Genomic DNA, 13682 nt, shown 5'->3' with positions numbered 1-13682 from the left:
GCGGCCGCGGTGCGCACCGCCCTGTCCGGGGTCCTTCCCGGGGGCGCCGAGACCGCGCGCACCGTCGACCCCGGGCCTACATTGGACGTACGTCACCGTCGACGCCCGGAGTCCACCATGTCGGTCACCCATGCCCCCGAGACCGACGTCCTGCGCGGACAGGACCCCGAGATGGCCGGGATCCTGCTCGGGGAGCGGGAGCGGCAGGCTTCGACGCTCCAGCTGATCGCCGCCGAGAACTTCACCTCGCCCGCGGTGCTCGCCGCCCTCGGCTCGTCCCTGGCCAACAAGTACGCGGAGGGCTATCCGGGCTCGCGGCACCACGGCGGCTGCGAGATCGTCGACGTCGCCGAGCGGACCGCCGTCGAGCGGGCCAAGTCGCTGTTCGCCGCGGAGCACGCCAACGTGCAGGCGCACTCGGGTTCCTCGGCCGTGCTGGCCGCCTACGCGGCGCTGCTGCGGCCCGGGGACACCGTCCTGGCCCTGGGCCTCGCGGACGGCGGCCACCTCACGCACGGCTCGCCCGCGAACTTCTCCGGCCGCTGGTTCGACTTCGTCCCCTACGGGGTGGACGGCGAGACCGGCCTCATCGACCACGACCAGGTCCGCACGCTGGCCCGCAGCCGCCGGCCCAAGGCGATCGTGTGCGGGTCCATCGCCTATCCCCGCCACATCGACTACGCCTTCTTCCGGGCGGTCGCCGACGAGACCGGCGCGTACCTGATCGCCGACGCCGCGCACCCCATCGGGCTCGTCGCCGGGGGAGCGGCGCCGAGCCCGGTGCCGTACGCCGACATCGTCTGCGCCACCACGCACAAGGTGCTGCGCGGGCCGCGCGGCGGGATGCTGCTGTGCGGCGCCGAGCTCGCCGAGCGGGTGGACCGGGCGGTCTTCCCGTTCACTCAGGGCGGGGCCCAGATGCACACGATCGCCGCGAAGGCGGTCGCGTTCGGGGAGGCGGCGGCGCCGGCGTTCACCGTGTACGCCCATCAGGTGGTCGCCAACGCGAGGGTGCTCGCGGCGGCCCTGGAGGCGGAGGGGCTGCGCGTCACCACCGGGGGCACGGACACCCACGTCGTCATCGCCGACCCGGCGCCGCTCGGCGTCGACGGGCGCACGGCGCGCGGGCTGCTCGCGGCCGCCGGGATGGTGCTGGACTGCTGTGCCCTGCCGCACGTGGGCGGTGCCGACGTCACCGCCGCCCACGCGCGCGGCCTGCGCCTGGGCACCGCCGCGCTGACCACGCAGGGCATGCGGGAGGCGGAGATGGCGCGGGTCGCGGCACTGCTGGCGGGGGTGCTGCGGGGCGCGACCGACAGCCGCAGGATCCGGGAGGAGGTGCGGGAACTTACCGGGGCGTTCCCGCCGTATCCGGCCTGATCCGGGGTAGGCGTCCCCGGGACGCGCCCTCCCGCGCGCCCCCTGAACGTCCACGCGCACAGCCTCACGTGAAACCATCGTCACTACCCGGCAGTCCTCACACATATGCGCCGTGCGGCAGTCGATCGCTAGGGTGTGGGACTGAGATGGCCAGCGAGACCTGTGGGGAAGCCCGTGCGTGAATACCTGCTGACGCTCTGCATCACGGCCGCGGTGACGTATCTGCTGACAGGGCCGGTACGGAAGTTCGCGATCGTGGCCGGGGCGATGCCGGAGATCAGGGCCCGTGACGTGCACCGGGAACCCACTCCGCGGCTCGGCGGGATCGCCATGTTCTTCGGCCTGTGCGCCGGCCTGCTGGTCGCCGATCACCTCACCAACCTGAACGAGGTCTTCGAGAAGTCGAACGAGCCGCGCGCCCTGCTCTCGGGGGCCGCGCTGATCTGGCTGATCGGCGTCCTGGACGACAAGTTCGAGATCGACGCCCTGATCAAGCTGGGCGGCCAGATGATCGCGGCCGGCGTCATGGTCATGCAGGGTCTGACGATCCTGTGGCTGCCGGTGCCCTGGGTCGGCACGGTCGCGCTGACCCAGTGGCAGGGCACCCTGCTGACGGTCGCGCTGGTGGTCATCACCATCAACGCGGTCAACTTCGTGGACGGCCTCGACGGTCTCGCGGCCGGCATGGTGTGCATCGCCTCGGCGGCGTTCTTCATGTACGCCTACCGCATCTGGTACTCGTACGGCATCGAGGCTGCCGCTCCGGCGACGCTGTTCGCGGCGATCCTGATGGGCATGTGCCTGGGCTTCCTGCCGCACAACATGCATCCCGCGCGGATCTTCATGGGGGACTCCGGCTCGATGCTCATCGGGCTGGTGCTCGCGGCGGGCGCGATCTCCGTCACCGGACAGGTCGATCCGGACATCATGCGGCTGTTCTCCGGTTCCGAGCGCAACGCGGTGCACCAGATGGTGCCCGTCTACATCCCGCTGCTGATGCCGCTGACGATCATCGCGATCCCCGCCGCCGACCTGATCCTGGCGATCGTGCGCCGCACCTGGCGCGGTCAGTCGCCGTTCGCCGCGGACCGCGGGCATCTGCACCACCGGCTGCTGGAGATCGGGCACTCGCACAGCCGCGCGGTGCTGATCATGTACTTCTGGTCGGCGCTGATCGCGTTCGGGGCGCTGACCTACTCCGTCAACGCGGCCTCCATGTGGATCGTCCTCGGTGTCGTGATTCTGAGCGCGATCGGCCTGGCGCTGCTTCTGCTGCCGCGCTTCCGGCCGCGTGCCCCGCGCTGGGCCGAGGCCTTCGTCCCGCCGCGCTACCGGCGCCGCAGGGCCGCCGCCACAGCCGCCGCCACGGCCGCCGTGGAGCGGTCCGCGGTGTCCGCCGGGCAGTACGGTCCGGACGCCGGTCCGCATGCCCCTGCGGACGCCGTGGAGCCCGACGGGGCCGGCGCTCCCGCCGGGGGCCAGGCCCCTGTGACGGTGGGGGTGACCGGGGCGAACGGGGCCACGGCGATCGGCGGCAGGCGCAGTTCCAAGGTAAGAATCTGACTAGAGCATTGCCAACTCGTGGGACAGTGCGGGGTGGGCAAAGACCCCCAATACCAGACAAGACCCTCTGGATCCCGCACAGACGCGCACTGTCACTCTCATGTGTGACAGCAGGCACACCTGCCAGGTAAAGACCTCATCAAATAGTTTGTGATACGGTTCACGAGAACCCCGAACACAACCGAAGGGCCCCAGTGCGAGGGTCCGTCGGAGCGAGGCAGGCGTGAGTTCTTTCGCCCCTCGAACCGGGACTACGCTCGTCCATGACGACACCCTGCCCCCTTTTGAAAGCGGAGTTGCCGCCATGCCGTCCAATGACGTCCGGATCCTGGCCCAGGCCGCCGTGCCCACTGTCGCCGTCGGTGCTGTCGCCGCCGTCGTCAGCGGCGTGGTCGCGGGCGGCAAGGGGATCGTCGGAGCCGTCGTCGCGACGGTGGTGGTGCTCGCCTTCATGGGTCTCGGGCTCTACGTCCTCCAGCGCACCGCGAAATCGCTTCCGCACCTGTTCCAGGGCATGGGCCTCATGCTCTACACGACGCAGATCCTGCTGCTGTTCGTCTTCATGGCCGCGTTCAAGAACACGACCCTGTTCAACCCCAGGGCCTTCGCGATCACGCTGCTGGTGGGCACGCTGGCCTGGATCGGCGCGCAGACCCGGGCCCACATGAAGTCCAAGATCCTCTACGTCGAACCCGAACCGTCCTCCTCGACGACGTCCTCGAAGGGCGAGAAGCCCGCAAAATCGGGGCACTCGTCGTGAGGGGTAGGGCCGGGATAAAGACGTCTGAGATCTCCTGCTATCGTCCGGTGCCAACTGCGGCATCGCGGGCGCGGGCATCTGAGCTGACGCCTGCTCAATCGCGAGGCACGATGCCCCCAAGCCGCCTCCACATCCGAACCACCAGTCCCGTGCCGAACCGCGGCCGTGCGCCGCGCCGACACAACGAGGTTGCCGTACCTATGCGCCACGCTGAAGGAGCCCGCGGTGAGTGCTGACCCGACGCAGGTGCTCGCCTTCGAGACCGATTGCCACATCTTCGACGGCTGTGGCTTCCCCTCTCCCGGCCTGCACTCGTTCCTGTTCGAGCCCATCTGGGGCGACGGGGACAGCAACGTGTACTTCAACAAGACGATGCTGCTGGCGCTGCTCGGCTCGATCATCATCGTCGGGTTCTTCTGGGCGGCCTTCCGCAAGCCGAAGGTCGTGCCGGGCAAGCTCCAGATGGTCGCCGAGGCTGGCTACGACTTCATCCGACGCGGAGTCGTCTACGAGACCATCGGCAAGAAGGAAGGCGAGAAGTACGTACCGCTCATCGTCTCGCTCTTCTTCTTCGTCTGGATGATGAACCTCTGGTCGATCGTGCCGATCGCCCAGTTCCCGGTCACCTCGATCATCTCGTACCCCCTGGTACTGGCCCTGATCGTCTACGTTCTCTGGGTGTCGCTGACCTTCAAGAGGCACGGCTTCGTCGGCTTCTTCAAGAACGTGACGGGCTACGACAAGTCGCTCGGCCCGGTGCTTCCGCTGGCCATGCTGATCGAGTTCTTCTCGAACATCCTGATCCGCCCGTTCACCCACGCCGTGCGACTGTTCGCGAACATGTTCGCCGGGCACACGCTGCTGCTGCTCTTCACGATCGCCAGCTGGTACCTGCTCAACGGCATCGGGATCGCCTACGCGGGTGTCTCGTTCGTGATGACCGTCGTGATGACCGCCTTCGAGCTGTTCATCCAGGCCCTTCAGGCGTACGTGTTCGTCCTGCTGACCTGCACCTACATCCAGGGCGCGCTCGCCGAGCACCACTGAGCACCCCCGCTCCCCGAGTCGTCCGGTGGCCAACCCCCACCGGTCCGTAAAGAAAAGGAAGAACTGGCATGTCCCAGACCCTTGCTGCTGTCGAAGGCTCCCTCGGCTCCATCGGTTACGGCCTCGCCGCGATCGGCCCCGGCGTCGGCGTCGGCATCATCTTCGGTAACGGCACCCAGGCCCTCGCCCGTCAGCCCGAGGCGGCCGGCCTGATCCGCGCCAACCAGATCCTCGGCTTCGCGTTCTGTGAGGCGCTGGCCCTGATCGGTCTGGTCATGCCGTTCGTCTACGGCTACTGATCACACCGGACCAGCCGACCAGACGAAAGGCATACACATGAGCCAGCTGCTCATCGTGGCGGCCGAGGAGATGGAAAACCCCCTCGTTCCGCCGATCCCTGAGCTCGTCATCGGCCTGCTCGCCTTCGTCATCGTCTTCGGCTTCCTCGCCAAGAAGCTCCTCCCGAACATCAACAAGGTTCTGGAGCAGCGGCGTGAGGCCATCGAGGGCGGTATCGAGAAGGCCGAGGCCGCACAGACCGAGGCCCAGAGCGTTCTGGAGCAGTACAAGGCCCAGCTCGCCGAGGCCCGCCACGAGGCCGCGCGCCTGCGCCAGGAGGCGCAGGAGCAGGGCGCCGCGCTCATCACCGAGATGCGTGCGGAAGGCCAGCGCCAGCGCGAGGAGATCGTCGCCGCCGGGCACAGCCAGATCGAGGCGGACCGCAAGGCCGCCGCGTCCGCGCTGCGTCAGGACGTCGGCAAGCTCGCCACCGAACTGGCCGGCAAGCTCGTCGGGGAGTCCCTCGAGGACCACGCCCGCCAGAGCCGCGTCATCGACCGCTTCCTCGACGAGCTCGAGGAGAAGGCCGAGGCGTCTCGATGACCGCACACGGAGCGAGCCGCGAGGCATTCGCAGCAGCCCGTGAGCGTCTCGACGCGCTGACGGACTCCACGTCCGTGGACGCCGCACAGCTCGCCGGCGAGCTGGCGACCGTCACCGCGCTGCTCGACCGCGAGGTCTCGCTGCGTCGGGTCCTCACCGACCCGGCGCAGGCCGGCGAGGCGAAGGCCGAGCTGGTCCATCGTCTGCTCGGCTCCCGGATCAGCGGCCCCGCCGCCGACCTGGTGTCCGGTCTGGTGCGTTCGCGCTGGTCGCAGTCCCGCGACCTGGTGGACGTGCTGGAGGAGCTGGCGTCGATCGCCGACCTCACCGCCGCGCAGAAGGCCGGCACGCTCGACAACGTGGAGGACGAGCTGTTCCGCTTCGGGCGGATCGTCTCCTCGAACACCGAGCTGCGCGCCGCACTGACCAACCGGAAGGCCACCGTCTCGGCCAAGAGCGCGCTGCTGAGCAGCCTGCTCGGCAGCCGGGCCGACGCGGCCACCGAGCGACTGGTGACGCGCCTCGTGACCGCGCCGCGTGGACGTAGCCTGGAAGCGGGCCTCGACGCCCTGTCCAAGCTCGCCGCCGAGCGCCGGGACCGCATGGTCGCCGTCGTCACCTCGGCGGTACCGCTGAGCGACCCGCAGAAGCAGCGCCTCGGCGCCGCCCTCGCCAAGCTCTACGGCCGTCCGATGCACCTCAACCTCGACGTGGACCCCGAGGTCCTCGGCGGGATCCGGGTGCAGGTCGGCGACGAGGTGATCAACGGCTCCCTCGCGGACCGCATCGAGGACGTCGCCCGCCGCATGGCGAGCTAACAGCAACTCAAGACCGCAGTACGAACTGATGGCGGCCCTGGTTGGGCCGTGCAGAGGATTCACCTCTTTCAGGGGGGAGTCCCCATCCCCCCAAAGTGAAACTTCGGGCCCAACAAGGAGAGCAGGGAACCCAGATGGCGGAGCTCACGATCCGGCCGGAGGAGATCCGGGACGCGCTGGAGAACTTTGTCCAGTCGTACAAGCCGGACGCGGCCTCGCGCGAGGAGGTCGGTACGGTCACCCTTGCCGGCGACGGCATCGCGAAGGTCGAGGGCCTCCCCTCGGCCATGGCCAACGAACTGCTGAAGTTCGAGGACGGCACCCTCGGTCTCGCGCTCAACCTCGAAGAGCGCGAGATCGGTACCGTCATCCTCGGCGAGTTCAGCGGCGTCGAGGAGGGCCAGCCGGTCACCCGCACCGGAGAGGTCCTGTCCGTCGCCGTCGGCGAGGGCTACCTCGGCCGCGTCGTCGACCCGCTCGGCAACCCGATCGACGGCCTCGGCGAGATCGAGACGTCCGGCCGCCGTGCCCTGGAGCTTCAGGCTCCCGGTGTCATGGCCCGTAAGTCGGTGCACGAGCCGATGGAGACCGGCTACAAGGCCGTCGACGCGATGACCCCGATCGGCCGTGGTCAGCGTCAGCTGATCATCGGCGACCGCCAGACGGGCAAGACCGCCCTGGCCGTCGACACGATCATCAACCAGCGCGACAACTGGCGCTCGGGCGACCCGAAGAAGCAGGTCCGCTGCGTCTACGTCGCCATCGGCCAGAAGGGCTCGACCATCGCCTCCGTGCGTGGCGCCCTCGAAGAGGCCGGCGCGCTGGAGTACACGACCATCGTCGCCGCCCCGGCGTCCGACCCGGCCGGCTTCAAGTACCTGGCGCCGTACACCGGTTCGGCCATCGGTCAGCAGTGGATGTACGAGGGCAAGCACGTCCTCATCATCTTCGACGACCTGTCGAAGCAGGCCGACGCCTACCGCGCCGTGTCGCTGCTGCTGCGCCGCCCGCCGGGCCGCGAGGCCTACCCGGGTGACGTCTTCTACCTGCACTCCCGTCTGCTGGAGCGCTGCGCGAAGCTCTCCGACGACCTCGGTGCGGGCTCGATGACCGGTCTGCCGATCGTCGAGACGAAGGCCAACGACGTCTCGGCGTTCATCCCGACCAACGTCATCTCCATCACCGACGGCCAGTGCTTCCTGGAGTCCGACCTGTTCAACGCCGGCCAGCGTCCGGCCCTGAACGTCGGTATCTCGGTCTCCCGTGTCGGTGGCTCCGCCCAGCACAAGGCCATGCGCCAGGTCTCGGGCCGGCTCCGCCTCGACCTCGCCCAGTACCGCGAGCTGGAGGCGTTCGCCGCCTTCGGTTCCGACCTGGACGCCGCGTCGAAGTCGCAGCTGGAGCGTGGTCAGCGTCTGGTCGAGCTGCTGAAGCAGCCGCAGTACCAGCCGATGCCGACCGAGGACCAGGTCGTCTCCGTCTGGGCCGGCACCACCGGCAAGATGGACGATGTCCCGGTCTCCGACGTCCGCCGCTTCGAGAAGGAGCTGCTGGAGTACCTGCACCGCAAGGAGCAGGGCCTCATGACCTCCATCAAGGAGGGCGCGAAGATGTCGGACGACACCCTCACCGCTGTTGCCGACGCGATCGCCGACTTCAAGAAGCAGTTCGAGACCTCGGACGGCAAGCTTCTCGGCGAGGACGCCCCGGCCTCGGCCAAGTGACGTAAGGAAGGGACCTGACTCATGGGAGCCCAGCTCCGGGTCTACAAGCGTCGCATCCGATCCGTCACCGCGACCAAGAAGATCACCAAGGCGATGGAGATGATCGCCGCCTCGCGCGTCGTCAAGGCGCAGCGCAAGGTGGCGGCCTCCGCGCCGTACGCGACCGAGCTCACCCGCGCGGTCTCGGCGGTCGGCACCGGTTCGAACACCAAGCACCCGCTGACCACGGAGGCGGAGACGGCGACCCGTGCCGCGGTGCTGCTCCTCACGAGCGACCGCGGACTGGCCGGCGCCTTCAACTCCAACGCGATCAAGGCCGCCGAGCAGCTGACGGCGCGCCTCGAGGCGGAGGGCAAGGAGGTCGACACGTACATCGTCGGCCGCCGCGGTCTGGCCCACTACAACTTCCGTGAGCGCAAGGTCGCGGAGTCGTGGTCGGGCTTCACCGACGAGCCCACCTACGCGGACGCCAAGAAGGTCGCGGGTCCGCTGATCGAGGCGATCGAGAAGGAGACGGCGGACGGCGGCGTGGACGAACTCCACATCGTGTTCACCGAGTTCGTCTCGATGATGACGCAGACGGCGCTCGACGACCGCCTGCTGCCGCTCAGCCTCGACGAGGTGGCCAAGGAGTCGGCGCCGAAGGGCGAGATCCTTCCGCTGTACGACTTCGAGCCCTCGGCGGAGGACGTCCTCGACGCCCTGCTGCCGCGCTATGTGGAGAGCCGCGTCTACAACGCGCTTCTCCAGTCGGCAGCCTCGAAGCACGCCGCCACGCGGCGCGCGATGAAGTCGGCGACCGACAACGCGGGCGAGCTCATCGAGACGCTCTCCCGCCTTGCCAACGCGGCCCGCCAGGCCGAAATCACCCAGGAAATCAGCGAGATCGTCGGTGGCTCCGCAGCCCTGGCCGACGCGACCGCGGGGAGTGACAGGTAATGACGACGACAGTTGAGACGGCCGTTGCCACGGGCCGCGTCGCCCGGGTCATCGGCCCGGTCGTCGACGTGGAATTCCCCGTCGACGCCATGCCGGAGATCTACAACGCCCTTCACGTCGAGGTGGCCGACCCGGCCCAGGACGGCGCGAAGAAGACGCTGACCCTGGAGGTCGCCCAGCACCTGGGTGACGGCCTGGTCCGCACGATCTCGATGCAGCCCACCGACGGTCTGGTCCGCCAGGCCCCGGTGACCGACACGGGCACGGGCATCACCGTCCCGGTCGGCGACTTCACCAAGGGCAAGGTGTTCAACACCCTCGGTGAGGTGCTGAACGTCGACGAGAAGTACGAGGGCGAGCGCTGGTCCATCCACCGCAAGGCCCCGAACTTCGACGAGCTCGAGTCGAAGACCGAGATGTTCGAGACCGGCGTCAAGGTCATCGACCTCCTCACCCCGTACGTCAAGGGTGGAAAGATCGGTCTGTTCGGTGGTGCCGGCGTCGGCAAGACGGTGCTCATCCAGGAGATGATCTACCGCGTCGCCAACAACCACGACGGTGTCTCGGTGTTCGCCGGTGTCGGTGAGCGCACCCGTGAGGGCAACGACCTCATCGAGGAGATGGCCGACTCGGGCGTCATCGACAAGACTGCGCTGGTCTTCGGCCAGATGGACGAGCCCCCGGGCACCCGTCTGCGCGTGGCCCTCGCCGGTCTGACCATGGCGGAGTACTTCCGCGATGTGCAGAAGCAGGACGTGCTGTTCTTCATCGACAACATCTTCCGCTTCACGCAGGCCGGTTCCGAGGTCTCGACCCTGCTCGGCCGTATGCCCTCCGCGGTGGGTTACCAGCCGAACCTGGCCGACGAGATGGGTCTCCTCCAGGAGCGCATCACCTCGACCCGTGGTCACTCGATCACCTCGATGCAGGCGATCTACGTCCCCGCGGACGACCTGACCGACCCGGCCCCGGCCACCACGTTCGCCCACCTCGACGCGACGACGGTTCTCTCCCGTCCGATCTCCGAGAAGGGCATCTACCCGGCCGTGGACCCGCTGGACTCCACGTCCCGCATCCTGGACCCCCGCTACATCGCGGCGGACCACTACAACACCGCGATGCGCGTCAAGACGGTCCTCCAGAAGTACAAGGACCTTCAGGACATCATCGCGATCCTCGGTATCGACGAGCTCGGCGAGGAGGACAAGCTCACCGTCCACCGCGCCCGTCGTGTGGAGCGCTTCCTCTCCCAGAACACCCACGTCGCCAAGCAGTTCACCGGCGTCGACGGGTCGGACGTGCCGCTCGACGAGTCGATCACCGCGTTCAACGCGATCATCGACGGTGAGTACGACCACTTCCCGGAGCAGGCGTTCTTCCTGTGCGGTGGCATCGAGGACCTGAAGGCCAACGCCAAGGAGCTGGGCGTCTCCTGAACTCCCTGAGTTCGAAGTGAGTCCTACGGCTCACGTCTGAGGGGGCGGGCGCGTCCCGCCCCCTCACTCACGCCCATTAGACTTGTAACCAACACCCGGCAGACCCGCCGGGTGGTGACCCGAGGAGCCACCTTGGCTGCTGAGCTGCACGTCGCGCTGGTCGCGGCCGACCGAGAGGTCTGGTCCGGCGAGGCCACCCTGGTCGTCGCGCGCACCACGTCCGGCGACATCGGCGTCATGCCCGGTCACCAGCCGCTGCTCGGTGTGCTGGAGTCGGGCCCCGTGACCATCCGTACGAGTGATGGTGGAACGGTCGTCGCCGCGGTGCACGGCGGTTTCGTCTCGTTCGCGGACAACAAGCTGTCGCTGCTGGCCGAGATCGCCGAGCTGTCGGACGAGATCGACGTCCAGCGCGTGGAGCGGGAACTCGAGCGCGCGAAGGCGGAGGGCGACGCCGCCGCCGAGCGTCGCGCGGACGTCCGACTGCGTGCGGCGGCCTCGCGCTGACCCAGGGCACAACCGCATGACGTCACTCAGCCGCGGTCGGGTCCGGAGCAATCCGGCACCGACCGCGGCTGAGGCAGATATGGATGTTTTTTCCGTTCCGTTACCTATTCCGGTACCTAGGAGACGAGGAGGTCGGTGTCGATGGTCCTCGCTCTGACTGTGTGCGGAATCGTCGTGGCCCTGGTGGCGCTGGGGCTGTTCGTCTTCGGCCTGCGCCGCAGACTCATCCAGCGGTCCGGCGGAACCTTCGACTGTTCCCTGCGCTGGGACGTCCCCGAGAAGGCGGACACCAGCGGAAAGGGCTGGAGCTACGGCGTCGCCCGCTACAACGGCGACCGCATCGAGTGGTACCGGGTCTTCTCCTACGCCTACCGTCCGCGCCGGGTACTGGAGCGCGGTTCGATCGAGGTGGCCGGCCGTCGTCTGCCCGAGGGCGAGGAGGAGCTGGCGCTGCTGTCCGACGCCGTGATCCTCACCTGTGTGCACCGCGGCACGCGTCTCGAACTCGCGATGAGCGAGGACGCGCTGACCGGTTTCCTGGCGTGGCTGGAGGCGGCGCCTCCCGGCCAGCGGGTGAACGTGGCCTGAAGCGCGTTCACCCTCCCCCGGAAGGCGCCCGGGAGAGGGTGAAGGCCGTTCGGTCAGGCGCGGCAGGTCACAGGTACCGGGTCACGCGTCCCGGCGCCCGCGGTGCGGCCGGGTGAACCCGCTCACGACAGGCCGCTGTTGATGGCGCTGACCAGTTCGCCGTTGGCGGTGTCCCCGCTGAACTCCCAGAAGAACGCGCCGCCGAGGCCCTGGTTCTTGGCCCAGGTCATCTTGGAGCCGATGGTGGCCGGGGTGTCGTAGGACCACCAGTTGCTGCCGCACTTGGCGTAGGCCGTGCCGGCGATGGTGCCGGTGGCCGGGCAGGACGTCTTGAGGACCTTGTAGTCCTCGATGCCCTGCTCGTAGGTGCCGGGCGCCGGGCCCGTCGCCGTGCCGCCCGGGGCGTCCTGGGTGACGCCGGTCCAGCCGCGGCCGTAGAAGCCGATGCCGATGAGCAGCTTGTTCGCGGGGACGCCCTTCGACTTGAACTTGGCGATCGCGTCGGCCGTGGTGAACCCGGGCTGCGGGATGCCGTTGTACGTCGTCAGCGGGGAGTGCGGGGCGGTCGGACCGTCCGCGTCGAAGGCGCCGAAGAAGTCGTACGACATCACGTTGTACCAGTTGACGTACTGCGCGGCGCCCGCGTAGTCGGCAGCGTCGATCTTGCCGCCGGAGGTGCCGTCGGCCGTGGTGGCCGCGGTGACCAGGTAGCCGGCGCCGAACTTGGCGCGCAGGGCCTGCATCAGGTTCTTGTAGGCTGCCGCCCCGCTGGTGTCACAGGACAGGCCGCAGGCGTTCGGGTACTCCCAGTCGATGTCGATGCCGTCGAAGACGTCGGCCCAGCGCGGGTCCTCGACCAGGTTGTAGCAGGACTGCGCGAACGCGGCCGGGTTGGCCGCGGCCTGGGCGAAGCCGCCGGACCAGGTCCAGCCGCCGAAGGACCACAGCACCTTGATGTTCGGGTACTTGGCCTTCAGCTGGCGCAGCTGGTTGAAGTTGCCGCGCAGCGGCTGGTCCCAGGTGTCGGCGACGCCGCTGACCGACTGGTCCGCGGTGAAGGCCTTGTCGTAGTCGGCGTAGGAGTCGCCGATCGCGCACTGGCCGTTCGTGACGTTGCCGAAGGCGTAGTTGATGTGGGTGATCTTCGCGGCCGAACCGGACGTCACGAGGTTCTTGACGTTGTAGTTGCGGCCGTAGATGCCCCACTCGGTGAAGTAGCCGAGCTTGACCGTGTTGCCGGTGGTCGGGGGAGTGGTGCCGCCGCCGGTGGTGTGCACCGCGACGGCGCCACTGGCCGGTCCGGTCTGGTCGGCGGTGTCGCGGGCCCGGACGGTGTAGGAGTAGTCGGTGCCGGCGGTCAGGCCGGTGTCGGTGTACGAGGTCGTCGTCACCGTGGCGACCGTGGCGCCGTCGCGCAGGACGTCGTAGTTCTTGACGCCCTTGTCGTCGGTGGCGGCGGACCAGGACAGCTTCACCGAGGTGTCGGTGACGGCGGACGCGGTCGGGGTGCCGGGGGCGGACGGGGCGGCGTCGCCGGGGACCGTCGTGCCGTCGCAACCGCCGCCGTTGAGCTTGCAGTTGGAGGGGGAGCCGGAGCCCGCGCCGTTGAACCCGAAGGCGACGGTGGCGCCGGGGGCGATGGAGCCGTTGTAGGACTTGTTCTTGGCGGTCCAGTGGGTGCCGGAGGAGGTGACGTCGGCGTCCCAGGCGGAGGTCACGGAGGTGCCCGAGGGGAAGTCCCACTCGACCGTCCATGAACTGATCGCGGTGGTGCCGGTGTTCTTGACCGTCCAGCGGCCCTCGAATCCGGTGCCCCAGTCCGAGGCCTTGGTGTAGGTGGCCGTGGCGGTCGTCGCGGCCTGGGCGGGGCTCGCGAGACCGACGAGGCCTGCCAGCGGGAGCGACAGTGTCGCGAGCACTGCCGCGACTCTGTGTCTGAAGCGCATCTAGCGCCTCCTCGGGGGGAGTCGGGGGGCGTGACTGAGCCTTCACACCCACGGTGCCGCGAGAATAGAAAGGTCTGGACCACAGGTCAATA

General features: G+C 68.7%; 13 protein-coding genes. 12 read left to right on the top strand and 1 reads right to left on the bottom strand.

Going from position 1 to position 13682, the window contains the following annotated elements; translation table 11 throughout:
- Window positions 1-117: 117 nt before the first annotated feature.
- The 12 genes from Saso_RS34505 to Saso_RS34450 all read left to right on the top strand — a co-directional run bounded on the left by Saso_RS34505 (window position 118) and on the right by Saso_RS34450 (window position 11644).
- Window positions 118-1380, top strand: a complete 1263-nt coding sequence (locus tag Saso_RS34505; protein ID WP_189919679.1) for a serine hydroxymethyltransferase — start codon at window positions 118-120, stop codon at window positions 1378-1380.
- A 174-nt stretch (window positions 1381-1554) separates the two neighbouring features.
- Window positions 1555-2943 carry an MraY family glycosyltransferase gene (locus Saso_RS34500; protein ID WP_189919678.1) on the top strand — a complete coding sequence of 463 codons (1389 nt, stop codon included), beginning with the start codon at window positions 1555-1557 and terminating at the stop codon, window positions 2941-2943.
- Window positions 2944-3247: 304 nt separating this feature from the next.
- A complete protein-coding gene (locus Saso_RS34495) occupies window positions 3248-3703 on the top strand; it encodes a hypothetical protein (protein ID WP_189919676.1) in 456 nt (151 codons plus the stop codon).
- A gap of 225 nt (window positions 3704-3928) precedes the next feature.
- Complete coding sequence (atpB, locus tag Saso_RS34490; protein WP_189919674.1) at window positions 3929-4750, top strand: F0F1 ATP synthase subunit A; 822 nt, start codon at window positions 3929-3931, stop codon at window positions 4748-4750.
- A gap of 68 nt (window positions 4751-4818) precedes the next feature.
- On the top strand, window positions 4819-5049 hold the full coding sequence (gene atpE / locus Saso_RS34485) for an ATP synthase F0 subunit C (protein WP_009321656.1): 231 nt from the start codon (window positions 4819-4821) through the stop codon (window positions 5047-5049).
- Between the two features lie 37 nt (window positions 5050-5086).
- Window positions 5087-5632 carry a F0F1 ATP synthase subunit B gene (locus Saso_RS34480; protein ID WP_189919672.1) on the top strand — a complete coding sequence of 182 codons (546 nt, stop codon included), beginning with the start codon at window positions 5087-5089 and terminating at the stop codon, window positions 5630-5632.
- Complete coding sequence (locus Saso_RS34475) at window positions 5629-6450, top strand: F0F1 ATP synthase subunit delta (RefSeq protein WP_189919671.1); 822 nt, start codon at window positions 5629-5631, stop codon at window positions 6448-6450. The genes Saso_RS34480 and Saso_RS34475 overlap by 4 nt, the downstream gene beginning before the upstream one ends.
- A 134-nt stretch (window positions 6451-6584) precedes the next feature.
- Window positions 6585-8174, top strand: coding sequence for a F0F1 ATP synthase subunit alpha (atpA, locus tag Saso_RS34470; protein WP_189919670.1), 1590 nt, complete (start codon window positions 6585-6587; stop codon window positions 8172-8174).
- 21 nt (window positions 8175-8195) lie between these two features.
- Window positions 8196-9113: a F0F1 ATP synthase subunit gamma gene (locus Saso_RS34465; protein ID WP_189919669.1), complete on the top strand. Its 918-nt coding sequence runs from the start codon at window positions 8196-8198 to the stop codon at window positions 9111-9113.
- Window positions 9113-10549 carry a F0F1 ATP synthase subunit beta gene (gene atpD, locus Saso_RS34460; protein WP_189919668.1) on the top strand — a complete coding sequence of 479 codons (1437 nt, stop codon included), beginning with the start codon at window positions 9113-9115 and terminating at the stop codon, window positions 10547-10549. Before Saso_RS34465 ends, atpD begins: the two co-directional genes overlap by 1 nt.
- Window positions 10550-10681: 132 nt before the next feature.
- On the top strand, window positions 10682-11056 hold the full coding sequence (locus Saso_RS34455; RefSeq protein ID WP_189919667.1) for a F0F1 ATP synthase subunit epsilon: 375 nt from the start codon (window positions 10682-10684) through the stop codon (window positions 11054-11056).
- A gap of 141 nt (window positions 11057-11197) precedes the next feature.
- Window positions 11198-11644: a DUF2550 domain-containing protein gene (locus tag Saso_RS34450; RefSeq protein ID WP_189919666.1), complete on the top strand. Its 447-nt coding sequence runs from the start codon at window positions 11198-11200 to the stop codon at window positions 11642-11644.
- A 122-nt stretch (window positions 11645-11766) separates the two neighbouring features.
- Here Saso_RS34450 and Saso_RS34445 read toward each other — a convergent pair whose 3' ends face one another.
- On the bottom strand, window positions 11767-13590 hold the full coding sequence (locus Saso_RS34445; RefSeq protein ID WP_189919664.1) for a glycoside hydrolase family 18 chitinase: 1824 nt from the start codon (window positions 13588-13590) through the stop codon (window positions 11767-11769).
- Window positions 13591-13682: the final 92 nt, after the last annotated feature.

Origin of the sequence: Streptomyces asoensis (genome assembly GCF_016860545.1) — a bacterium.
In the GTDB taxonomy this organism is placed as follows: Bacteria; Actinomycetota; Actinomycetes; order Streptomycetales; family Streptomycetaceae; genus Streptomyces; species Streptomyces asoensis.
This window is presented reverse-complemented; position numbering and strand designations above follow the sequence as displayed.